General features: G+C 72.4%; 21 protein-coding genes. 7 read left to right on the top strand and 14 right to left on the bottom strand.

The window, feature by feature from the left end; translation table 11 throughout:
- Positions 1-45 precede the first annotated feature (45 nt).
- Positions 46-507: an STAS domain-containing protein gene (locus ABZ193_RS19035; protein ID WP_235716219.1), complete on the top strand. Its 462-nt coding sequence runs from the start codon at positions 46-48 to the stop codon at positions 505-507.
- A gap of 18 nt (positions 508-525) precedes the next feature.
- Here the strand turns inward: ABZ193_RS19035 and ABZ193_RS19030 are convergent, their stop codons facing one another.
- Complete coding sequence (locus tag ABZ193_RS19030; RefSeq protein ID WP_354710811.1) at positions 526-2,376, bottom strand: DNA/RNA non-specific endonuclease; 1,851 nt, start codon at positions 2,374-2,376, stop codon at positions 526-528.
- A 1-nt stretch (position 2,377) separates the two neighbouring features.
- Positions 2,378-3,148: a hypothetical protein gene (locus tag ABZ193_RS19025; RefSeq protein ID WP_354710810.1), complete on the bottom strand. Its 771-nt coding sequence runs from the start codon at positions 3,146-3,148 to the stop codon at positions 2,378-2,380.
- 122 nt (positions 3,149-3,270) lie between these two features.
- On the opposite strand from ABZ193_RS19025, the gene rnhA reads away from it, so the two are divergent.
- Complete coding sequence (gene rnhA, locus ABZ193_RS19020; protein ID WP_026153069.1) at positions 3,271-3,729, top strand: ribonuclease HI; 459 nt, start codon at positions 3,271-3,273, stop codon at positions 3,727-3,729.
- Between the two features lie 413 nt (positions 3,730-4,142).
- On the opposite strand, the gene ABZ193_RS19015 is transcribed toward rnhA, so the two are convergent.
- On the bottom strand, positions 4,143-6,329 hold the full coding sequence (locus tag ABZ193_RS19015) for a germacradienol/geosmin synthase (RefSeq protein ID WP_237338646.1): 2,187 nt from the start codon (positions 6,327-6,329) through the stop codon (positions 4,143-4,145).
- Positions 6,330-6,667: 338 nt separating this feature from the next.
- Here ABZ193_RS19015 and ABZ193_RS19010 point away from each other — a divergent pair, with 338 nt between their 5' ends.
- Positions 6,668-7,246: a hypothetical protein gene (locus tag ABZ193_RS19010; RefSeq protein ID WP_237338645.1), complete on the top strand. Its 579-nt coding sequence runs from the start codon at positions 6,668-6,670 to the stop codon at positions 7,244-7,246.
- Here the strand turns inward: ABZ193_RS19010 and ABZ193_RS19005 are convergent.
- From ABZ193_RS19005 to ABZ193_RS18980, 6 genes are all read right to left on the bottom strand, one after another.
- Positions 7,243-7,761, bottom strand: coding sequence for a DUF664 domain-containing protein (locus tag ABZ193_RS19005; protein ID WP_237338644.1), 519 nt, complete (start codon positions 7,759-7,761; stop codon positions 7,243-7,245). The two genes, ABZ193_RS19010 and ABZ193_RS19005, sit on opposite strands and share 4 nt — an antisense overlap.
- A 9-nt stretch (positions 7,762-7,770) precedes the next feature.
- Positions 7,771-8,517, bottom strand: coding sequence for an ABC transporter permease (locus ABZ193_RS19000; RefSeq protein ID WP_237338643.1), 747 nt, complete (start codon positions 8,515-8,517; stop codon positions 7,771-7,773).
- A 46-nt stretch (positions 8,518-8,563) separates the two neighbouring features.
- Entirely contained in the window at positions 8,564-9,058 is a 495-nt protein-coding gene (locus ABZ193_RS18995) for an MmpS family transport accessory protein (protein ID WP_237338642.1), read from the bottom strand.
- Positions 9,059-9,203: 145 nt separating this feature from the next.
- The gene (locus ABZ193_RS18990; RefSeq protein ID WP_237338641.1) at positions 9,204-9,908 is read right to left on the bottom strand and encodes an MgtC/SapB family protein; all 705 of its coding nucleotides are present in this window, start codon (positions 9,906-9,908) and stop codon (positions 9,204-9,206) included.
- Between the two features lie 9 nt (positions 9,909-9,917).
- Complete coding sequence (locus ABZ193_RS18985) at positions 9,918-11,408, bottom strand: FGGY-family carbohydrate kinase (RefSeq protein WP_237338640.1); 1,491 nt, start codon at positions 11,406-11,408, stop codon at positions 9,918-9,920.
- Complete coding sequence (locus tag ABZ193_RS18980) at positions 11,401-12,816, bottom strand: L-fucose/L-arabinose isomerase family protein (RefSeq protein ID WP_020420375.1); 1,416 nt, start codon at positions 12,814-12,816, stop codon at positions 11,401-11,403. The genes ABZ193_RS18985 and ABZ193_RS18980 overlap by 8 nt, the downstream gene beginning before the upstream one ends.
- A gap of 110 nt (positions 12,817-12,926) precedes the next feature.
- On the opposite strand from ABZ193_RS18980, the gene ABZ193_RS18975 reads away from it, so the two are divergent.
- Entirely contained in the window at positions 12,927-13,907 is a 981-nt protein-coding gene (locus ABZ193_RS18975; protein ID WP_020420374.1) for a LacI family DNA-binding transcriptional regulator, read from the top strand.
- Positions 13,908-13,976: 69 nt separating this feature from the next.
- Here the strand turns inward: ABZ193_RS18975 and ABZ193_RS18970 are convergent, their stop codons facing one another.
- From ABZ193_RS18970 to ABZ193_RS18960, 3 genes are read right to left on the bottom strand one after another with little or no spacing between them, the layout of a single operon-like run.
- Positions 13,977-14,972, bottom strand: a complete 996-nt coding sequence (locus tag ABZ193_RS18970) for a substrate-binding domain-containing protein (protein ID WP_020420373.1) — start codon at positions 14,970-14,972, stop codon at positions 13,977-13,979.
- Between the two features lie 16 nt (positions 14,973-14,988).
- Positions 14,989-16,014 (bottom strand): ABC transporter permease, encoded by a 1,026-nt coding sequence (locus ABZ193_RS18965; protein WP_020420372.1) that lies wholly within the window; start codon positions 16,012-16,014, stop codon positions 14,989-14,991.
- Positions 16,011-17,567 carry a sugar ABC transporter ATP-binding protein gene (locus ABZ193_RS18960; protein ID WP_237338639.1) on the bottom strand — a complete coding sequence of 519 codons (1,557 nt, stop codon included), beginning with the start codon at positions 17,565-17,567 and terminating at the stop codon, positions 16,011-16,013. The genes ABZ193_RS18965 and ABZ193_RS18960 overlap by 4 nt, the downstream gene beginning before the upstream one ends.
- 153 nt (positions 17,568-17,720) lie before the next feature.
- Between ABZ193_RS18960 and ABZ193_RS18955 the strand changes: the two genes are divergently transcribed.
- Both ABZ193_RS18955 and ABZ193_RS18950 read left to right on the top strand, forming a co-directional pair.
- A complete protein-coding gene (locus ABZ193_RS18955; RefSeq protein ID WP_020420370.1) occupies positions 17,721-18,305 on the top strand; it encodes a hypothetical protein in 585 nt (194 codons plus the stop codon).
- A gap of 16 nt (positions 18,306-18,321) precedes the next feature.
- On the top strand, positions 18,322-18,978 hold the full coding sequence (locus tag ABZ193_RS18950) for an RES family NAD+ phosphorylase (protein ID WP_237338638.1): 657 nt from the start codon (positions 18,322-18,324) through the stop codon (positions 18,976-18,978).
- Positions 18,979-19,333: 355 nt separating this feature from the next.
- Here ABZ193_RS18950 and ABZ193_RS18945 read toward each other — a convergent pair whose 3' ends face one another.
- Positions 19,334-21,262 carry a S9 family peptidase gene (locus ABZ193_RS18945; RefSeq protein WP_354710809.1) on the bottom strand — a complete coding sequence of 643 codons (1,929 nt, stop codon included), beginning with the start codon at positions 21,260-21,262 and terminating at the stop codon, positions 19,334-19,336.
- 10 nt (positions 21,263-21,272) lie between these two features.
- Positions 21,273-22,265: a TerC family protein gene (locus tag ABZ193_RS18940; protein WP_237338636.1), complete on the bottom strand. Its 993-nt coding sequence runs from the start codon at positions 22,263-22,265 to the stop codon at positions 21,273-21,275.
- Positions 22,266-22,562: 297 nt separating this feature from the next.
- Between ABZ193_RS18940 and ABZ193_RS18935 the strand changes: the two genes are divergently transcribed.
- On the top strand, positions 22,563-23,019 hold a 457-nt coding region (locus ABZ193_RS18935), incomplete at its 3' end, for an alpha/beta fold hydrolase (RefSeq protein ID WP_354710808.1).

Below are 23,019 nucleotides of genomic sequence, written 5' to 3'. Positions count from 1 at the left end.
GACGTATCCGACAGGCGCTCGCCGCGCAGTGTGGAGGCCGTGCTCATGGCTTCTCCGGAAACCCGCTCCGCCCCCGTCACGCAGGGGGCCATTCCGGTTCCCCGATCGACCCAGGCCCCGGACGCCGGCGCGTTCACGGTCGACGTGTCCCAGCCCGCGCCGCACACCCTCCTCGTCGAGGTCGGCGGCGACGTCGACCTGGCCACCGCGCCCGAACTGTCGGCGGTCATCGGGCACCGCTTGCGCGGCCCGGTGACGCTGCTCGTGCTGGACCTGTCCGAGGTCACCTTCCTCGGCACGGCCGGGCTGACGGTGCTCGTCGAGACCCAGCAGGCCGCCGCGCGCCGCGGCGCCGCCCTGCGGGTCACCGGCACCGGCGCCCGCCCGGTCGAACGCGCGCTGCGCGCGGCGGGGATGCTGCACAGCCTGCCCGCCGCCGACGAGCCCGCCGAGGACATCGTCCTGCGGCACGTCGCGGAGCAGAACGTCGGGCGGGCGCCCTGGTGACGCCGCGGGCGTGACGCCCTAGAGGACCAGGTCCGCGGGCCCGCCGACCTCCTTCGCGGTCGTCGCCGATTCCTGCTGCCCCAGTGGATCCGCGTCGCGTAGCGGGCCGAACGACAGCCCGGTCAGGTCCTCGATGCGCCGGACCGGCACCTGGAACGTGCGGTAGGCGCCGTAGGAGAACTCGGCCGCGGCCTCCAGGCCCTGCAACAGCTGTTCCTGGCTGAGCAGGTAGCCGGTGGCCGACAGGCTGCCGTCCTGCCGGACCATCGCCACCACCTTGAAGAACTGCCGCGGCAGCTGCACGCCCCGGTACTGGTCGTCGTCGGCGGCGAACACCGGGCCGGTGACGACGCTGACCCGCAGGTCCCGGTTGTCGGCGTTCTCCAGGACGTAGTCCTCCAGCCCCGCCCACGTCGTGCGGTTCTGGTTGAAGTCCTCATGCTGCGGCGTGCAGTTGGTGAAGTGGAAGGTGTCGTCGTTGGCCGACTTCGCCGCTTCCCGCGACGGCCCCCACGCCGGGTCGAGCCGGCGCACCAGGTGCCCGCGGTCGAGCGGGTTGTCCGCGTAGACCGGCTCACCGGTCTGCTCCTCCTCCGGCACCCGCGGATCCAGCGACCACTTGTCCTTCTCGCGGCGCAACCGGACGCTCGTGGCGCCGTCGATGTTGACCGCGGTGAAGAACGCGAGCCGGCGCTGCTTGTTCAGCACCACGCTGAAGTGGTGGTAGGGCAGCACGTGCCTCGGCTCGCTCGTGGCCTGCCGGTTCACCGCGGCCAGCGGCGCCAGGTCCGGGGACAGCTCGGGCAGCGGAACCCGGTGCCCGGCCAGGAAATCCGGGTCGTAACCGGACCGGTTGCCGTAGTCCGGGTCGATGCGGATGGCCTCGGTGACGGGCGCGGCCACCACCGGCGACGGCTCGCCGAACACGCCGGCCAGCAGGGCCTGCTGCTCGGGCGGGAACGTGCGGGCGCGCAGGGCGGCCAGCAGGCGGCTGACGCGCACCCCTTCGTTGACGACGCCGCCCAGTTCGCCCTGCCGCGGCGCGGCGACGCTGGCGTGGTGCAGCGCCACGATCTCCCACTGGTCGTTGAAGACCGGCGAGCCCGACGAGCCCGGTTCGGTGTCCGTCTCGTAGTGCAGGAAACGCTCCAGCACGTCGACGATCCGGTTCTCCCGCAACGCGATCTGCTTCCGCTCGCCGTTCGGGTGCTGCACGATCGTCACGTAGTCGCCGACGATCGCCTTGCCCTCGGCCTCGACGAGCCGGTTGAACCCGAACGCGGCGAGTTCCGCGGCGGTGGCCCGGACCGCGACGAGCGCGAAGTCCAGGCCCTGGTCGGCCGCGAAGAACCGCTTCGGGTCCAGCGCGAACAGCCGCACCGGCAACGGCAGGCCGTCGGCGCCGTCCTGGTAGTCGAACTCGACGACGCTGCACGCGGCGGTCGCGGCGTCGGCGAGCACGTGGTGGTTGGTGAGCAGCAGCTCCGGGGACACCAGCGATCCGGTGCCGTAGCCGCGCAGGCGGCCGCGGTCGTCGCGGATGGAGATGCGGCCCACCGCCTTCGCCGCGCGCACCCCGCCTTCGAGGTAGCCGACACCGAGCAGGTCGTCGGTGCGGATGATCCGCTCCAGCACGGTGCCCGCGTCGCGCAGCGCGCCCTCCTCCCCCTCCGCGATCGCGACCGGGTCGACCGGGCGGACGTCCGGGCGGGACCGGCTCAGCCGGTCGATGCGGGTGGCGACCCGGCCGGGGTCGTCGGCCTTCGCGAGCCCGAACGGCTCGGCCAGGATGGCGATCTTGCGCAGGCGTTCGTCCTCGCGCTCGTGCACGCGCTTCTCGACCGCGTCGCGGTCCGGGTAGGCGGTCATGTCAGTGGTCCGTCGGGATCGCGACTTCGCCGTCTTCGCCGATGAGCCGGTCGAGGACTTCGTCGGGCATCCACACCCGGTGCGGGTAGTTGCCGCCCCAGGAGTTGAGGATCGGCACGGCGTTCAGCTCGTCGGCGCGCGCGTTGGCGAGCACCTGGTGCACCTCCGCGGCGGAGGTCGCCCAGCGGAACGCGAGGATCCCGTCGGCCACGTCCGGCTCGTAGCCGGCGCGCTCGCCCGAGTCGTCCCTGGCGAAGTCCTCCTGCCAGTCCACGTGACCGGCGGCGACGAGCACTTCGGCGGCGGCGCGGACGGAGGTGCCCTCGTCGTCGCCGGGGTTGGTCTGCGGCCACTCGTCGCGTTCCTTGGCGCGGTCCCACAGCCAGCGCGCGGCATACAGGCCCTTGTTCAGCAGGGTCATGCAGCGCGACCAGCCGAAACCGACGCACGCGCCCTCGCTGCCCTGGTCGTAGAAGCGGTACCAGTCGTCGGTGTCGGGGCTGCCGCCCGGTTCCAGGCAGACGCAGTGCCCGCCCCGGATGGCGCCGAGGTCGCGGCGGTGGCCGATGAAGATCTCGCCGGACCGCTCGTCGCGTTCCGGCTCGTCGAACGCCTCGTACCAGTTGACGCCGATCACCACGGGCACGGCGCTGGGGCGGTCCACCTCCGGCAGCGCGGTGATCGGGTAGTTCTCCAGGTGGCGCCAGTCGTCCGGGATGTAGCGGCCGAGCCGCCCGTCCAGGGGATCGCTGCCGATGGGCCGGTAACGCATGATCCACTCCCGCGGGTGAGTCCGGAGGGCCTCCTCCTGGAGTCGCGCCCGGGGCGCGGAAGTTACTTGATCGGGTGTGGCCGTGGGGTGAACGATTCGTTGCCGCTGCTACGCTTCCGCGCGTGCAGGAGGACGGGCCGGTCGTGGACATCTACACCGACGGCGCGTGCAGCGGGAACCCCGGGCCGGGCGGCTGGGGCGCGGTGCTGCGCTACGGACGGCACGAGAAGGAGCTCTACGGCGGCGAACCCGGCACGACGACGAACAACCGCATGGAGCTGATGGCGCCGATCCGCGCGCTGGAGGCGCTGACGCGGCCCTCGGTGGTGCGGGTGTACACGGACTCGAGCTACGTGCGCAACGGCGTCACGCAGTGGATGCCGCGCTGGAAGACGAACGGCTGGCAGACGGCGAGCCGCGAGCCGGTGAAGAACGCGGACCTGTGGCAACGCCTGGACGCGGCGATCGGCGCGCACGAGGTGCAGTGGCACTGGGTCAAGGGGCACGCCGGACACCCCGAGAACGAACGCGCGGACAAACTCGCCGTGCGCGGCGCGAAGGAAGCCGCCGGGCGCGGGTGATTTCCCCGGCGAAGTGATCCCCCGGCGGAGGGGTGACTCTCCCGGCGCGGTGATTTCCCGGCGCGGGTGATTTCCCGGCGCGGGTGGATTCCCGGCGCGGGTGATTTCCCGGCGCGGGTGGATTCCCGGCGCGGGTGGATTCCCGGCGCGGGTGGATTCCCGGCGCGGGTGGATTCCCGGCGCGGGTGGATTCCCGGCGCGGGTGGATTCCCGGCGGGGGTGATTCCCGGCGGGGGTGACTTCTCCGGGGGTGATCTTGCTCGGGAGCTGCCGCTCGGCGTGAACGGTCTCCCGGACGGAGGCTGCTCGCCACTGCCCCCGCCGCGCCAGGCGCGAACCGCGCCGCCCTCGGCAACTGATCGCCCCGGCCTGAACCACCCGCCGCTCACCCCCGCCCGTGGCCGCGCGGGGCGTCAGGCCGAGGCGGCCCGGAAGCGGTCGGCCAGCCGGAGGGCGGACATGCCGAGCCCGGCGGGGAACGCCGGCGCCGCGGGCGTGGTCAGGCGCTTCAGCTCCGGCTCGGTGTAGCGCACGCACTGGCGGTGCCACTCGAGGATGCCCGACATCCAGTCCTTCAGCTCGTCGGCGTGGCGGAGGAGCGCGTCGCGGGCGGGCTGGTCCAGTTCGGCGTCCTCGAAGAGCTGGGGCAGGTCCGTGGCGAGGATGTGCTCGAACTGCCGCATCCGCGCCGTCATCAGGTCGTTCACCACGTCCCGCGCAGCGAGCCGGTCCAGGCCGAGGAAGTGCTCCACCACCAGCACCATGTTGTGCAGCTCGCCCTCGAACTCGATCTCCTTCTGGTAGGAGAACAGGTCGTTGGCGAAGCACGCGTAGTCCTGCGCCGCGGTCTCCAGCTCACGCAGCGTCCTCGTGCCGAACAGCTCCGGCGGCACCTCGGTCAGGTGCGTGATCCGCGCCAGGCTCATCGTCATGTCCGAGCCGAACGTGCGCCGCCGCATTTCGACGTAGTCGATCGGGTCCGGAATGCGGTTCTGCGCCTGGTTGGCCAGCTCCCACACCCAGCTCGCGGTCATGTCCTCGACCGCCTTCCGGAACACCCGCCGCGCGTCGCCGCTCAGCGGGGTCGCCGTACGCCGCCACAGGTCCTGCAGGCCGCGCTCCAGCGGGGTCAGCGGCTCCGGCGTCTCCCCCGCGTCCAGCGGCATGAACAGCGACAGCCGGTCGTTGGTCACCTTCGCGGCGGGCACGTTGCGGCCCGCGCCGAACACCGCCGGGAAGTAGTCGTCGCCATAGGTGCCCCACGCCAGCCACGCCGTGGACAGGTGCAGCTCGTCCGGGTCGGCGTCGGCGTGGATCATCGACGCGCAGTGCGCCAGGTCGATCCCGCGCAGCCGCTCCTCGTCCCACACCCCGCCGGCCTCCACACCCGGCACCGAATCGTAGAAACCCATCTCCCGGCACCACTGCGCGTTCTGCTCGCGCGCCTCCTCCAGGTGCGGGCTCATACGGAACGCGTACGGCATGTAGATCTCCGGCAGCGGCAGGTGCCCGACCTTGGTGAACGGCACGTGGTCACGCTGCTGCCTCCGGGTGCGCAGGACCGGCCCGGCGGTGAGCCGGCTGGAGCCGCCCTCGGCCGCGCCCTCGTTCATGTACCGGCTGGACCGCGCGTGCCACTCGTGACCGCCGGACTGCCAGTCCTGCAGCCCCTTCACGTACGCCCCGACGGCGATCTGCTCGTGCGGCAGGGCCGCGTGCTCGGCCAGCAGCGCGGGCACCTCGACCAGCGCGGTGTCCTCGAACTGCTGCAGGCGCGAGGTCAGCAGGTCGTTGACCAGCTCGGCCGCCTCCTGCGTGGAACAGCCGAGGAACCGTTCGAGCACCAGCACGGCATTGGAGTTCTCGCCCTCCTCCTGCACCTCGCGCTGGTAGGAGAACAGGTCGTTGCGCAGGTGCACGGCGTCGGCGAACGTGTCGGACAGGACCTCGATGGTCCGCGTCGCCGACAGCCGGTCCGGCACCTCGGCCCGCACGGCGTACTCGACCAGGTTCGCCGACCACGGCGCACCGCCGACCCGCCGCCGCATCTGGATGTACTCGATGGGGTTGGCGATGCGGCCCAGGTCGATGTTCGCCAGCTCCCACATCGACTCGACCATCAGGTTGTGGGTGCTCAGCGTGAACCGCCGCCGCCACCCCTCCGACATCGCCGGGATCGTGCGTGCCCACAGGTCCTTCAGCCCGGCCTCGGCGGGGTTCGCCGGCTCCGGCGGCTCCTGGCCGGGCGCGGTCATGAACAACTCGAGGCGGTCCAGGTACTCCTTCGCGCCCGCCATGTCGCGGGAGTACTTGAACTGCTCGAGGAAGTGGTCGTCGAAGAAGAACACCCAGACGTACCAGTCGGTGATCAGGTCGAGGGCCGGACCCTCGCAGTCCGGGTGCGTGTAGGCGCACATGAGGGCGTAGTCCATCTTGGCCAGCGCCGCCTCGGTCCACACCACACCTCCGCCGGGCTTGGCCGCGTCGAGCATGCCCATGCGGCGCGCCCAGTCCATGCTGTGCGCGCGGGTGCCCTCCAGGTTCGGGTTGATCCTGGCCGGATGGGGGACGTAGAACTCGGGCAGAGTGAAGGCCTGCATGTCTTCGACGGTGCCACCGGTGATCGGGTGGCGGCAACGGCCAGGTGAGCGATCCGGGGTCCTGTTCGGATGAACCGGCGAGAACACCCTCGGTTGCTTGCTTGTCCTGTTTGGACAGTGCCGGTTTTGTCAGTCGCGACCAGCGGTTCTTTCGGGGATACCGGGAGCATGTGAAATCTCGCCGGAATTCGGGACTGGGCCATTCGAGCGATTTCGCGCGAAACGAAGCCACCGATGGAGTGGTGTGGCAAATATTCCCCGGCATGGCACCGGACGGATATATCACGGATCCGCAGGGGCGGATCAGACCGAGGCACAACCGGAAGGGCGGGAAGGCGGTGGTCGCTGCCCTTGCGGTCGGGGCGCTCGCGGCGGGCGGGACCGGCCTGACGACCGGGGGTGGCACCGCAGGTGGTTCCGCCACCTCCGCCCACGGCAAGTCCGCCGGCAAGGACGCCGCCCGCAAGGGGCAGCGCGGCGAGGCCTGGAAGCGCATCGGCCTGCGTCAGCTGCGGCAGACCGCTCACGCCGCGACGGCCTGCGGCTCCCACTCCTACGGCCAGGTCCAGCAGTTCTTCCGGAAGCACCCGTGCCGCAAGCTGGACCGGCTCCTCCTCGCCATCGGCGACACGCGCGGCAACACCGTCGTCGTGTCGATCGCGTGGGTGCGCATGCCCACCGCGAGCACCGCGGCCGAGCTCAAGGAGCTCGCCGACACCGACGGCACGGGCAACGTCGAGCCCCTCGCGGCCGGCGCGCTCGGCCTCGCCGGCGTCGAGTTCACCGGGCAGTACTACGGGTCGCGGCGGGACGGCTCGCTCGTCGTCATCGCCGAGGCCGCTCCCGGTGGCGGGCGGCCGGACCCGGCGGCGATGGACGACGCCGCCGAGGTCGCGGCCGAGTTCCCGCCGCCCTAGCAGTACACCTGGCGCCGCTCCAGGACGCCGCGGATGAACGCCGCCTGCCCGGCGTGCTGGAGGTCGTCGGACAGGATGCTGACCAGCCGGACCCCGAGGGTGACCGGCGGGTCCCACGCCTCGTCGACCACGTCGTCCAGCCGGTCCTCGCGCAGCGAGCCCAGCCACGCGACCGTCGAGTCGTGCACTGCGTCGTGGTAGCCGGTGAGCAGCTTGGCCTCCGCGCGCACCGCGGCGACGTCCTTGGAGCGGTGCCCATAGCCGGTCGCCGACGGCCGGAACGGCAGCCCGAACCGCTCGTGCCACCCCTGCTCGGTCCACACCTGCGGCGTGCCGGCCAGGTCCGCGATGTGGTCGTCCTGCACGCGCGTGAGGTGCCAGACCAGCCACGCGATCGAGTTGGCGTCCTCGTCGAGGCGCTCGGCCAGCTGGTCCTCGGTCAGCCCGTCGACGGCCTCGTGCACGACCTCCTGGATGCGGCCGAACCCGTCGATCACCAAGTCCGCAACAGTCATGCCCCCACGCTAACCGCGATCGACGAGTCCCGCCGCCACGAGCTGGACCGCCACGAGCACGGCGATCGCCTCGGCGGCCAGCAGCCCGATCAGGACCAGCACCTGCGTCACCCCGGCCTGCACCGGGCTGGCCCCGCCGAGCAGCACGCCGACGTACGCGCCGGGCAGGGTCACCAGGCCGACCGTGCGGGTCTGGTCGAGCGCGGGGATCAGCGCCTGCCCGGCGCTGGGACGGCAGATCTCCAGCGCGGCCGCCCGCGGCAGGAAACCGAGCGCGAGGGCGGCTTCGTACTCGCCGTGCCGTGTGGCCAGCTCGTCGAGGGCGCGGCGGGCGGCCTGGGACGTCGCGCTCATGGCGCCGCCGATGACGATCCCGGCGATCGGCACCACCGCGATCGGCTCCAGCGGCACCACGCCCGACCCGAGCACCAGCGCGAGCACCGGGAGGACACCGCCGGCCAGCGGGACGGCGATCCACGGCGCGCGGCGCAGCGGGAGCCCGACGCGGCGGGCCGAGGTGACCGCGGCGACGGTGAACATGAGCAGCACGAACAGCCCGGTCAGCCAGCCGGACCGGAGCACGGCGGTGATCAGCAGCGAAACCGCGCCCAGCTGGACGATCGCGCGACCGGCCGCCGTCGCGACCGCCCACCCGGGGCCGAGCCGGCCGAGCCACACCGCGAGGGCGCCCACCGCGACGAGCGCGGCGAGGACGACGGCCAGCACCGGACCGGTCTGCAGGGTCGCACCGTTCACGTGGTGATCGTGCCCCACGGCGATCGCGGGAGGCGGCCCGGACGGGTCAGGGCAGCGACTTGGAGCAGCGCACCATGCCCTGCGGCGCCGACACGGACCGCTCGCTCACCACGACCCCGTCGACGATGATGCGGCACGTCAGGGTGCCGCCGCCGGCGTTCTGCGCCGTCAGGCTGAAGTACTGGTCCGAGCCCTGCGGCCCGGTGCGCTCGATCGACACCGACCACGGGGTGTCCGTTTCGAGGACCTGCGCGATGTCGGCGCCCTTCGCCACGTACGTCACGTTCAGCGCCCCGGCGCCGCCCGTCAGCTCGTACGTCACGGCGTAGGACACCTGCGGCACGGGCGCGACCGGCGCCACGACCGGCGCGCTGGCCCCGCTGAGCGACCCCACCGACGGGTCGGCGGACCGCTGCCCGGCGACGAGCAGCGAGGTGAGGCCGACCGTCAGGACCACCCCGAGGGCGGCGAACACCGCCATCGAACTGGCCAGCGGCCGCCGCGGTCCCGGCCCGGGACCCGCGGTGGGAACAACACCCATGGCGTCGTCTTCTCTCGGCTCACCGCGCTTCCACCGAGCGCGTCAACCATTCCTCGCAAGCCGAGCGTCAATCGTTACCTGGCGGGTACATCACCGTCCGCTTTTCACCCGCTCGGGGTAGTGCAACCCCGCTGACCTGCGACTTCTACTCGCTCGTGTCGTCGATCGCGCCGGTCTCGACGGCGAGGATCCCGGGCTGCTCGGCCAGCCTGGCGAGCAGGTCGTCGACGCCGCGCGGCCCGAGCAGCCGCATGCTCAGGTCGATCACGCCGCCGGAGTCGCGGCGGTTGGTCAGGGCCCGCTGGACCGAGTAGCCGGAGCGGGTCGCCAGTTCCAGGATCCGGCGCAGCGCCCCCTCGCCGTCCCGGTAGGCCAGCCGGACCGTCGTCGTCGCGGGGCGCCGGCGCGTCAGCAGCCGCACCAGCGGCGGGTAGCCGTAGACCACCACGAAGTGCGCCGCGGTGACGACCACCGCCAGGAGCGGCAGCCCGGCCGCGCACGCGCAGCCCACCGCCACGCTCATCCACACCACCGCCGCGGTGGTCAGGCCGCGCACCACGTCGCGCCGCACGAAGATCAGCCCGCCGCCGATGAACCCGATCCCGGACACGATCTGTGCCGCCACCCGCGACGGGTCCAGCACGATCCGCCCCGGTTCGAGCACGTCGGTGAAGCCGTACTTGCTCACCAGGAGGAACAGCGCCGCGCCCACCCCGACCAGCGTGTGCGTGCGCAGACCGGCGCTCTTCTGCTTCAGTTCGCGTTCCAGGCCGATCAGCGAGCACAGCACCAGCGCGAGCACGAGTTCGCCGACCTGCTGCCAGCCCTGGCCCGAGGGTTCGGAAAACACCCGGCCAGGCTAGTGCCCGCTCTCGCGCTGACGCTCGGCCAGAAAGTGCGTTATGTCCTTTGTGGAGGGGTAGAGTTCGCGGTACCGCGTATAAAACCGGTCATAGGTGTCCACCGCGGCCGGATCCGGGCGAACCGTGCTCGCCACCGGGTTCCAGCGCGTGACGTCCGGTTCCGCGCCGATCGCGACGGCCGCCAGCAGCGCGTCGCCGAACGCCGCGCCGATCGTCTCCGCGGGCACCTGCTGGTCGGCGCCCGTCACGTCGCTGACGATCTGCGTCCACAGCCCGCCCTGGGTGCCGCCGCCGACCGCGACCAGCCTGCCCGCCGCGCCGCCGGAGTCGCGCATGGCCTCCAGGTTGTGCCGCACGCCGTAGGCGATGCCCTCCAGCGCGGCGCGGTAGATCTCGCCGATGCCGTGCGAGGTGGTCAGCCCCGCCAGCACGCCGCGGGCGTCCGGGTCGAACAGCGGCGTGCGCTCGCCCGCGAAGTAGGGCAGCATCAGCAGGCCCCGGCTGCCGGGCGGCACCTTCGCGGCCTCGTCGACCAGGGTCGCGAAGTCGCCGCCGACGAGCCGGCGCAGCCAGTCGGTGATCGCGCCGGAGGTCGCCATCCCGGCCGCCAGCGAGTACGTGCCGGGGAAGGCGCCGCACGTCGTCCACAGGCCGGTGTGCGGGCGCGGGTCGGCCAGCACCTGGATGAGGAACATCGTGGTGCCGTACATGACCATCGTGTCGCCCGGCTCGGCCACGCCGACGCTGGCGGCCTCGGCCCACGCGTCGACCGTCCCGGCCGTGACCGGGAGGCCCTGCGGCAGACCGGTTTCCGCTGCCGCGGCCGCGCTCACCACACCGGCCACCTCGGTCGGCCACACCAGCCGCGGCATCTCGACCCCGGGCGCGCACAGCGCCGCCCAGTCCGCGGCCCAGTCCCCCGCGCGCAGGTCGTACATCGGGTCGCACTGGCTGGCCGAGTGGTGGTCCAGGACGTACTCGCCGGTCAGCCGGTGCACCAGGTAGGAACTGCACATCAGGAACAGCCGGGTGCGCCGGAACACCTCCGGCTCGTGCCGGGCGAGCCAGCGCCACTTCGGGCCGACCGCCTGCGACGACAGCGCCGTGCCCGCGCGCTCCACAATGGATTCCGCGCCGAGCTCCGCGGTCAGCTCTTCGATCTCCCGGGAGGCGCGGGTGTCCACGCCGTACAGGATGGCCGGCCGCAGCGGGGTGCCGTCGGAGTCGGCGGGCAGCAGCACCGGCCCGATGCCGCTCACGGCCAGCGCCGCCGGCTTCCGGTCGCCGGCCGCCGCCACCAGTTCCCGGGTCAGCGCCAGGAAGTCCTGCCACCACACGGTTTCCGCGTCGTGCTCGACCCAGCCCGGGTGCGGGCACGAGGTGTCGTGCGCCCGCGACGCGCGGGCCACGATCTCGCCGTCGCGGGTGACCAGGACGCCCTTCGAGCTGGACGTCCCGATGTCGATGCCGAGCAGCAGGTCAGTCACGGGACCACTCGTGCACGTCGACGCCCAGCAGGCCGGCCGCGGCACGCAGCTCGGCGCGGCGGTCGCCCGGGATGGCGTGGATGTGGTTGGCCCCGAACCGCGACAGGAACGTCTCGGCGGGCGCGTCCAGGCGCGCCCACGCGTGCGGCCACTCCGGCGTGGACTGGCGCATCAGGGACTCGTTGGTCTCGTCGTCGTAGTTCTCGAATTCGCCCAGCATCAGCTGCAGACGGTACTCCCCCGCCTGCCGGGTGAGCCGTCCCAGCGTCATCTGCCCGGGCGCGGCGATGTGCTGGACCGACGCGCCGCCCGCGGGGAAGAAGAACACCTCCGGGTAGAAGTGGACCTTCGCCAGGTTCTCCGCCGGGTCGTCGCTGCGCGCGGCGTACCAGGTGGCGTGCTGGCCGGAGTTGCACAGATCCCAGATGTCGCGGTCGGCGTGGTAGTGGCGGACGTCGGCGAACAGCACCGGGTCGCCGGAGATCTTGTGCATGAGCTGCATGGTCAGCGCGCCGTCCATGTCCGCCTCGGTGGCGGTGACGTGCACCGGCTTGGGGCCGTTCCAGTCGTAGGGGTCGTTGAGGAACGCCTCCGTGACGTCCATCGTGGCGAAGTGCTCGGTCAGCTCCGGCTGGCCCTTGATGCCGGAGAAGTCGAGCTTGCGCTCGTCGATGATGTCGCGGATCGCCAGGTACGACCGGATCTGCCGCTCCAGCAGCTCGGGCGTGAGCTTCTGGCCGTCGTAGTGGACCCCGGCCGCGTGCTCCTCGATCCAGCGGCGCGCCTTGGCCGCTTCGCCGACGTCGGCCTTCTCCGCGCGCAGCACCAGCTCGTACTGGTCGATCTCCTCGACGTCGACGCCGAACTGGCGCATCCACTGGTCGGTGTTGGCGACCGCGGTGTTCATGCCCATCGGGCGGCCGCCGAAGCGGCCGAAGGTGGACCCGCGCAGCGACGCGACCGCGGCGGCGGCCCGCGCATGCGCGCCGACCCGGCCGGCCAGGTCCGCGTCGTCCGGCGCGCCCCACAACCGGGTGTGGGCGCGGCCGATCTGGTCCAGTGCGCCGCCCGCGGCGAGCATGCCGACCAGACCCGGCTCGGTCGGGTCGGTGCTGGCGACCAGGATCAGCGGGCTGCGCGTGGCGTCCGCGGCGAGCATCGTGAAGTGCGGGAAGCTCCACACCGCGTAGTAGAAGATCGTGACGTCCACCCCGGCGGCGGCGACCTCGCGCGCCACCGACGTGGCCAGCGTGTTGGTCGCGACCAGGTCCCGGCCCGCGACCACCTCGTGCCCCGCCGCGGTCAGCGACCGCACGAGCTCGTCCTGTTTGGACTGGATGAACCGGGCGTTGCGCGCGTGCACATGGTCACGCCCGTCGGAAATGCTGATCACGCCGATGCGGGCCACGCTGCCTCCTAGGGCGGGTAATCGATTACTCAAGACGCTATTCTGGACCCCGGACGGTGTCAATAGCCGCCCGTCCACCGCGTGAGCGGCGAGGAAGACGGGAGGTCGCGGTGGCGACCATCAGCGATGTGGCGCGGCGCGCCGGGGTGTCCACGGCCACCGTGTCGCGGGCGCTGAACGGCGTGTCCACAGTGGATCCGGCGCTGGTCGCCAGGGTGCGCGCGGCCGCGGAAGAGCTGGGCTACCAGCCCAACGGGCTCGCGCGGAACCTGCGCAGGCAGGAGACCGCGGTCCTGGCGCTGATCATCTCCGATGTGGAGAACCCGTTCTTCACCGCGATCGCCCGCGGCGTGGAGGACGTGGCGCAGACGGCCGGTTACTCCGTGGTGCTGTGCAATTCCGACGAGAGCGCCGAGAAGGAGCGCCGCTACATCGACGTGGCGCTGCAGGAGCGGGTGGCCGGGGTGGTGATCTCGCCGACCGACGAGTGGGCCGGGGTCGAGATGCTGCTGGGGCGCGGGACGCCGGTCGTCGCGGTGGACCGGCCGCTGCGCGCGGGCACCGGTGATCAGGTGCTGGTCGACAGCCGGGCCGCGGCCAGGGCGGCGGCCGAGCACCTGCTGGCGGCCGGTTACCAGCGGGTCGGGTGCGTGACCGGGCCGGCGGGGGTGCGCACGGCCGACGACCGGCTGGCGGGGTACCGGGACGCGCTCGGGCGGCGGAAGCGGCGCGAGCGGCGGGCCGAGTACCGGGCGTCCGGCGGCGAGGCGGCGACGCGTGCGCTGCTGGCCGAGGCGGAGCCGCCGGACGCGCTGCTGGTTGCCAACAGCGCGATGGCGATCGGCGTGCTGGAGGCGCTGCGGGCGGCCGGTCTGCGGCTGGGGCGGGACGTCGGGGTGGTCGCCTTCGACGACGTCCCGTGGGCGACGCTCATCGACCCACCGCTGACCGTCGTGGCCCAGCCGGCGTACGAGATCGGCGCGGAGGCGGCGCGGCTGCTGCTGGCCCGGATAGCCGATGGCTCGCTGCCCCCGACCGCGACGACGCTGGAGGCGCAGCTCATCGAGCGGGGCAGCAGCCACCGCGCCTGACGGGGTTCGTTTCCGGCGGCGATCCGGGGCCGTCCCGCCGCCGGGGCGACGGGACGGCGCGCGAAACGGTCAGGACCCGCTGTTCAGCTCCGCGTACGTGGCAGCCGCGTTGTCCTTCGTCACCAGCTTCGTCGGCAGCGTCTGCGTTTTCGGCACCTGGCGGCAGTCCACCAGGATGCTCTTCGCCGCGGCGATCGCCTCCTGCCCGCCCGTCGGGTAGATGAACGTCGCCGACAGGCGGCCCGCCTCGACGGCCTTCAGCCCGCCCGACTCGATGGGCAACCCGTCGATCCCGGTGATCGGCAGGTCGGGCCGCCCGGCGTTCGTCGCGGCGATGCGGGCTCCCTCGCCCATCGGGTCGTTGTGCGAGTAGATCGCCTGGATGTCCGGGTTCGCCTTGAGGATCGCGTCGGCCTGCTGCTGGCCCTTGTCCCGCAGCCAGTCGCCGTCCTGCGCGGCCACGATTTCGATCTTGGACCCCTGGATGCCCTGCATGAAGCCGTCGTGCCGCTCCCGCGCCGGGGTCGACCCGGCCAGCCCGCGCAGCTCGCCGATCTTGCCGCCGTTCGGCAGCAAGGTCGTCTTGAAGTACTCGCCGGCCTGCCGCCCGATGTCGACGTTGTCCGCGCCGATGAACGACGTGTAGGCGTCGCCGTCGACCTTGCGGTCCAGCACCAGCACCGGGATCCCCTTGTCGTAGGCGCGTTTCACCGGCGCGGTCAGCGGCGTCGCCTCGTTGGGGCTGATGATGAGCAGGTCGACCTGCTGGGTGATGAAGTTGTCGACCTGCTCGACCTGCTTTGAGTTGTCCTGCGCGGCGTCGGCGAAGTTGACGGTGAACTGCGGCACCGACGCGGCCGCGGCGCGGATGTCGTCGTCCATCCGCTGCCGGTACGGCTCGGCGACGTTGGCCTGGCTCATCCCGATCGTGTACTGCCCGTCGGCGCCGCAGCGCTCCGGCGCACCCTGCGCGCCGCCGCCGCTGCCCGAGTTCTCGTTCGTGGTGCCGCAGGCCGCGAGCAGCAGGCACGCGCCCACCGCCGCCAGGCCACGGGACTTCCGCATGATTCTTCCCCTCTCGTCAGGAAACCGATGCCGGGCGCAGCCGCTGCAGCCCCGCGGCGAGCACGATGACCAGGCCGATCACGAGCAACTGGACGTTGGAGTCCACGTTGTTCAGGCCCAGGATGTTGCGCAGCACGCCGACCAGCAGCGCGCCGGCCACCGTGCCGACCACCGAGCCGCGCCCGCCCATCAGGCTGGTGCCGCCGATGACCACGGCGGCGATCGCGTCCAGCTCGTACATCGCGCCGTCGTTGGGTCCGCCAAAGTTGAGCTGCCCGGCGTGCACGATCCCGGCCAGCGCCGCCAGCAGCCCGCACAGGCCGAACACGATGATCTTCACCCGCTTGACCGGCACGCCGGACAGGCGCGCGGCCTTCTCGTTGCCGCCGATGGCGTAGATGTGCCGGGAGAACGCGCTGACCCGCAGCAGCACCACCGCCAGTGCGGCGACCACCAGGAAGATCAGCGCGGGGATCGGCACCAGCCCGTTGAAGGTGCGCTCCCCCAGCAGCGAAAACGTCTCCGGCGCCTGCCCCGGCCCCTCGCCGTAGGTGATCGACACGCCCTGCCCGCCGGACCAGATCCGCGCCAGGCCGCGCGCGATCTGCATGCCGGCCAGGGTCACGATGAACGCCTGGATGCCGAACGAGGTGATCGCGAACCCCTGCAGCAGCCCGAACCCGAGCCCGATCGCGAGCACCAGCGCCACCGCCGGCACCAGCCCGAGGTCGTTCTCGGTGAGCAGGACCGCCACCCCGACGCTGGCCAGGCCGAGCACCGACCCGACGGACAGGTCGATGCCGCCGATGAGGATCACCAGCGTCATCCCGACGGCGAGGATCCCGATCTCCGACATCGAGCGCACGACGTTGAACAGGTTGCCCGAGTCCAGGAACACGAGCTCGCCGTTCTTGCTCGGCGAGTACACCACCGCGGCGATGAACACCAGCACCAGGCCGAACAGGCTCTGGAACCGGAACAGCGTCGCCAGCAGCCCGCCGCCGGGGCGGGCGAGGTCGGGCAACGCGGCCACCTTGGTCATGACGTCCCTTCCGCCACCAGGTCCTCGACGGCCCCCTCGCCCATCGAGAACGCCAGCAGCTCCGCTTCGGTGGTGTTCGCTGTGTCCAGTTCCCGCACGCTGCGGCCGTCCCGCAGCACGACCACGCGGTGGCAGACGCCGATCAGCTCGGCGGGCTCCGACGACGCGAGCAGGACCCCCACGCCCCTGCTCGCCGCCTCGCCGAGGAGCCGGTAGATCTCGGCCTTCGCGCCGACGTCCACCCCGCGGGTCGGCTCGTCCAGCAGCAGCAGCGCGGGTTCGGTGAGCAGGCCGCGCCCCAGCACGACCTTCTGCTGGTTGCCGCCGGACAGCGAGCCTGCCGGGTCCCGCAGCGACGCGAGCTTCACGCCGAGGCGGTCGACCATCTCCTGCGCCGCGCCGCGTTCCCGCCGCCGCGGCACCACCCCGGCCCGCGCGATGCGGTCCACTATGGACAGCACCGTGTTGGCGAGCACCGAGTGCTCCAGCGCCAGGCCCGCGACGCGCCGGTCCTCGGGCACGAACGCGATGCCCAGGCGCAGCGCCCCGCGGGGGCCGCGCGGGCGGATCTCCTCGCCGCGCAGCAGGATCCGCCCGGACCAGCGTCCCCCGACGCCGTAGATCGTCTCGAGCAGCTCCGTGCGACCGGCGCCGAGGAGCCCGGCGACACCGACGATCTCGCCGCGCCCGACCCGCAGGCTGATGCCGGCCGGATCACGGCGGCCGGGGCGCCGCGACTGCACGACCAGGTCCTCGACGCGCAGCAGCTCCTCCCCCGCGCCCGCGCCGTCGCCGGTGCGGAACATCGACTCGACCGGCCTGCCGACCATCGCCTCGGACGCCTGCTGCGCGGTCATCGCCCGCGCGTCGAACTCCGCCACCACCTCGCCGTTGCGGAGCACGGTCGCGCGGTCGGCGACGCGGCCGATCTCGTCCATGCGGTGCGAGATGTAGACGACGCCGGCGCCGGCGCGGCGCAGTTCGGCGATCACGGCGAACAGCCGGTCGATCTCCGGCGCGGACAGCGCGGAGGTCGGCTCGTCCATGACGATGATCCGGGCGTCCAGCGACAGCGCCTTCGCGATGGTGACCAGCTGCTGCTCGCCGGTGCGCAGCTCCTCCACCGGACGGCGCGGGTCGAGCGCGACGCCGATGCGGTCCAGAAGGCGCGCGGTCTCACGCACCATCCGGCGGCGATCGATCGTGCCGAAGCGGGTGCGGGGCTCGCGGCCGAGGAACACGTTCTCGGCGATCGGCAGCGCCGGGACGAGGTCGAGTTCCTGGTGGATCATCGCGACCCCGGCGCGCTGCGCGTCGGCGGGCCGGGCGAACCGGACGGGCTCGCCGTCGATGCGGATTTCCCCGCGGTGGCCGCCCACCTCACCGGAGAGGATCTTCATCAGAGTGGACTTGCCCGCGCCGTTTTCCCCGAGCAGCGCGTGGACTTCTCCGGCACACACAGTGAAATCGACGTCACGCACCGCATGAACTCCGCCGTAGGACTTGCTCACCCCGGCCAGCTCGACCAGGGGCGACCGTGGCTCCGCGTCCATGCTGGCCCCCCTCGCCACGCTGCGAGAAATCGATTACTCGGCCGAACCTAGAGTGACCCGCCACACATGTCAAGAGTGGACAAGATCGTGTCCTCTGCGGACAGTTTCCCCTAGGGCGCACGAACCCGCACGCCGAGCGCTATGCTGAGGCTCATGACGGTCGCGCTGGAGAACGTCCTCGCCAAGGCAGGCCTCCGGATCGACGCCGCGGATTTCCTCTCGCTGGTCGAGGACGCCGCGCGCCGCCTCGCCCCGCCGAACCCGGACCCGGTGTCCTTCTTCTCCGAGGGGCAGCGGGCCGCGCTCGCCGAGGCGGGGCTCGATCTGTCGCCCCGGCGCGACGACGAGCCGGACAGCCGCGCGCCGTCGGTGGCGGCGCACGCGGTGCTGGCCGAGTCCGCCCTCACGGTCGCCGAGGCCGCGCGGCGGCTGGGCGTGGACCCGAGCCGGATCCGGCACAAGCTGGCCGACCGGCGCCTGACCGGCTGGAAGGACCAGGGCGGCTGGCGGCTGCCGTCGTGGCAGTTCGGCGAGCGGGGCGCGCTGCCCGGGCTGGAAGCCGTGCTGGCCGCCGTGCCGGACGACCAGCCCGCGCTGGTCGTGGCCGCGTTCATGAACACCGAGCAGGCCGACCTGCAGATCGGCGGGCGGCCCGCCACCCCGCGGCAGTGGCTGCTGGCCGGGGGCGACCCCGAGCCGGTCGCCGCGCTCGCCGCCACGCTCGGCACCCCGTTCTGAGGCCGCCCCGCATCTCATGGCCCGTTTGCCACTCCCGCCGTCGCGGGCTGAGCTCCTCGCTGCCCTGCGCGCCGACGTCGACATCGTGACCGTGCCGTCCACGCGGCGGCTGGTGCGGATCTTCACCGCGGGCGGCAACCACCCGCAGCAGTGGAACACGTTCCGCTACACCGGCCCGCTGCCGCACGGCCGCTTCGACCCGCAGCCGCCCAGCCGGGACGGGCGCGCCGTCACCGATCCGGGGCACGGGGTGCTGTACTTCGGGCTGACCGTGCGGACGAGCGTGGCGGAGGTGTTCCAGACGACGTCGCTGGTCGACCGCAGGACGCGGCTCCCGAGGCTGGTCGTGGTGCGCCCGTCGCGGCCGCTGAGGCTGCTCGACCTGACCGGCCTGTGGCCGACGCGGGTCGGGGCGTCGCAGGAGATTTCGAGCGGGCCGAAGAAGATCACGCAGGCGTGGGCGCGGGCGATCCGCGCGGCCTTCCCGGAGCTGGACGGACTGTGGTACCGCTCGTCGATGGACGGCGGGCACCCCGCGCTGTGCCTGTGGGACCCACCGGCCGGCAAGGCGCTGCCGCTGGCGCCGGACGTGCTGCTGCCGCTCGACCACCCCGGCCTGGACGTGCCGCTGGGCCGGGTGTGCGAGGAGCTGAACTACGTGCTGCTGAACTGAAGCGCGCGGGGACAGCGGATTTCCGGGGGGGACGGGCGCCGGTGCTCCCGGCACACCTGGATCAACGCGTGGCGAGACCCCGCCGCCAGCCCGCCTACTGCTCTGCGGAGCGCCGGCACCGGAGCCGGGAAACCCCCGCGCCCGCCGTGCCACGACGCCGCCTCGCCGGGGGCGCGCCGGGGCAACCGGTCCGGGACGCACCGCGGTGCGGCCGGCTCCGTTACCCAGCCGGCTCCGAGGCCGGGGAGGCCGGGAGCGGAAGCGCTCGGCCCGCAAGCTGTCCCGGGTGCGCGGGCGGAGCGCCAGCCCTCGACGTTGATCCGGGCCGGCGTCTCCGCCTCGGCAACCCGGCGAGTCACGCCAGGTGGCGCGACCACCAGTCCAGGATCGCGTCGAAGCGTTGCACCCGGTGGCGCGGCTTGCCGGACCGGCTCAGTTCGTGGCCCTCGCCGGGGAAGAGGAGCATCTCGACCTCCGTGCCGTTGCGCTTGAGCTCCACGAACAGCCGCTGGGCCTGCTCCACCGGGCAGCGCCAGTCGTGCTCGGAGTGGACCACCGCGAACGGGATCCGGATCTGCGCGGCGTAGGTCAGCGGGCTGCGCTCGCGCTGCACCACCGGGTCCGCGCCGACGTAGGCCTCGGTGAAGAACCAGCCGATGTCCGAGCTGCCGGTGAACCAGCCCCACGCGTTGACGGCCCGCTCGCTCCACGCGGCGCGGAATCGCGAACCGTGGTGGGCGGCCAGCCACGTCGTCATGAAACCGCCGTACGAGCCGCCCATCACGCCGACCCGCGAGGAGTCCAGGTCGTCGCGCTCCAGGGCCGCGTCCAGCAGCGCCAGCACGTCGTCGACGTCGACCGTGCCCAGTCCGTGCACGATCGCCTGCCCGTGGCTCTCGCCGTAGCCCGCCGAACCGCGCGGGTTGCCCATCACCACGGCGTACCCGGCCGCGGCGTACACCTGCGCCTCGTCGAACAGGCCCCAGTCGTAGGCCGCGAACGGGCCGCCGTGCACCACGAGCAGCACCGGGTGCGGCCCCTCGCCCTCGGGCAGCACCAGCCAGCCGTGCACCGGGTAGCCGTCCGGCGCCGTGGCGGTCAGCTCCTCGACCGGGCGGATCCCCTTCTCCCGCACCGGCTTCGAGAAGTCGGTGAGCACGAACTGGTCCGGGCCGTCGAGCAGCACCACGTCACCCGAGCTGTCCGGCCGCGCCACGACCGCGGCGATCCGCTCCCCGTCCACCGCGAACGACCGCACCGCGCCGCGGTCACCGAGCAGCCTGCTCAGGCCGTCCAGCGGCGCCCGGTCGGCGTCGCGCGGCACGGCCCGCAGCTCGATCGCGCCGCGGTTGAGCACGGTCACCAGGACCTCGTCGCGGAACTGCGCGGGCGGCACGTCGGACATGCAGTACACGGACTCCGCGTCGGTCAGGCGGCGCGGCTTCGCCGGCTCGCCGTCGGCGGGCAGCTCGGCCGCCCACAGACCCGGGTTGCGGGCCACGACGTGCGGCCACGTGTACTCCTGGCCGTAGAAGAGGATCGTGCCGTCGACCGTCACCGACGGCTTGGCGGCGCTGCCCGCACTGCGCACCGCGAGCACCGGCTCGCCGCCCTCGGCAGGCACCAGGTAGAGGTCGCTCTCCTCGGTGTCGGTGGCGCCCCACTCGCGGGGCGCGACGACCAGCACGGCCGAACCGTCCGGCAGCCACGCCGGGTCGGAGACGTCGGCCTGGTCGTCGGTCAGCGGCTCCGGTTCACCCGGGTCGGTGACGTCGAGGACGAACAGCCGCCGCGGGCGGTCCCGCAGGAAGCCGACGTTGTCGAGCCGGTAGTCGTAGCGGGTGATCCGGCGGGGCGCCTCCGCGGCCGGTTCGAGGACTTCGCCGTCGGGGTCCGGCGCACCGTAGCGGCCGGCTTCGGGCACCCGCGCGGTGAAGGCGACGCGGCGCGAGTCCGGCGCCCACACCGGGGCGCCGGCGCCGAGCGGCAGTTCGGTGAGGCGCCGGGCGTCGCCGCCGTCGGCGGGCATCACGTGCAGCTGCGGCTTGTCGCCGTCCGCGCGGAGGAAGGCCACCCAGCGGCCGTCCGGGGAGATCGCGGGATCGGTGTCCCGCTCGCCGTGGGTCCACTGCCGGGCCGCCCCGCCGTCGGGGGCGGCCCGCCACAGCGAACTGCGATAGGTGTTGCCGCCGAGGTCGGGGGTGGTGACCGCGGTCAGCAGCAGGGTGCCGTGCAGCGCGGGAGTGCCGGGCACGGCGAGGAGTTCGAGATCCGAGGGACGCATGCCCCCGAACCTACCGGATTTCGTTAGCCTCGCTAAGAGCCTGAGACTCCGACTTCTTCTTCTCGTCCCGCTTGGCCTTGGCCAGGCTGAGGACGGTGGTGACGGTCAGGACGACCACGATCACGCCCAGCGAGAGCCAGTTGTTGATGTCCAGCCAGTCCGGCACCGCGTGGTACTCGTGCAGCGCGTGCAGGATCAGCTTCGCGCCGATGAAGGCGAGGATGACCGCCAGGCCGTAGGACAGGTAGACCAGCTTGTTCACCAGACCGCCGAGCAGGAAGTACAGCTGCCGCAGCCCCATCAGCGCGAACGCGTTGGCGGTGAACACCAGGAAGGCTTCCTGGGTGATGCCGAAGATCGCCGGGATCGAGTCGACCGCGAAGAGCAGGTCGGCGCTGCCGATGGCCACGATCACCACGAACATCGGCGTAAGCCAGCGCTTGCCGTCCCGCTTGATCGTCATCTTGTGGCCGTGGAAGTCGTCGGTGACCGGGTAGACCTTGCGGATCCACCGCACGACCGCGTTCTCGTGGTACTCCTCGTCGTGGTCGTTGCCGCGCACCATGCTGATGGCCGTCCACACCAGGACCGCGCCGAACAGGAAGAACACCCACACGAACTGGGCGATCAGGGCCGCACCGACCGCGATGAACACGCTGCGCATGGCCAGCGCGAGCAGGATGCCGATCAGCAGCACGCGGTGCTGGTGGATCGCGGGCACCCGGAACGAGGCCATGATGATCATGAAGATGAACAGGTTGTCCACCGACAGCGAGTACTCGGTGATGTACCCGGTGAAGAACTGGACGCCGTAGTCGTGCCCGGCGAGGACCCAGACGCCGATGCCGAACAACACGGCGCAGGTGATGTAGAAGACGACCCACTTGGCCGCTTCCTTGGTGGTGACTTCATGTGGCTTCCGGTCGACGATCACGAGGTCGATCGCGATCAGCACGAGCAGGCCTGCAACCGTGGCAGCCCACAGCCACACGGGGACATTCATCTACGCAATACCTCCGGTTAGCGCGCAGCAGCAGCTAGCCGGAGGTCTCTTCCGCCGGTGGATCCGGCCGACGGTGCCGGGTGCCCCGAAGGACCGCCGTGCTGACGACACCGCCGCGAAGGAATACTCCCCTCCACGTCGTATCCATCTTTCCTGATCAACCGGACGAACACCACCTTAGGTAACCCTCATCACCCGGATTCCAAGATCAGGACCCGCGCTGACGCGTTCTCAGGAAAGCTCCCATACGGTTTCGGTGTGCCCCGAATCGCGCTCCCGCACACACGCCGTTCCCGGATGGTGATCCTCGCGGTCGTCGTCCTGCTGGTGGCGGCCGTCGTGCTCGTCTGGACCCGCTCGTCGAGCGAGCCCGCCGCGGTACCGACGCAGGACGCCATCCTCGACGTGCCCGCGGCGCCCGGCTCCGCGGCGAAGGTCAGCCTGGACACCACGCTCTACCTGCCGGAGCGCACGCCCGCCCCGGCGGTGCTGCTGCCGCACGGGTTCGGCGGGGACAAGAACAGCGTCGCCGGCGACGCGCAGGAGCTGGCCCGGCGCGGGTTCGTGGTGCTCACCTACTCGGCGCGCGGCTTCGGCCGCAGCACCGGCGAGATCGGGCTCAACGACCCGGACTTCGAGGTCGCGGACGCCGCCCGCCTGGTCGACTGGCTCGCCACCCGCCCGGAGGTCCGCCTGGACGGCCCCGGCGACCCGCGGGTCGGCGTGCTGGGCGCCTCCTACGGCGGCGCGCTGG

It is taken from the genome of Amycolatopsis sp. NPDC006125 (assembly GCF_040614195.1).
Taxonomy (GTDB): Bacteria; Actinomycetota; Actinomycetes; order Mycobacteriales; family Pseudonocardiaceae; genus Amycolatopsis_E; species Amycolatopsis_E tucumanensis.
The sequence above is the reverse complement of the archived record's forward strand: the minus strand, read 5'-3'. Positions and strand labels throughout refer to the sequence as shown.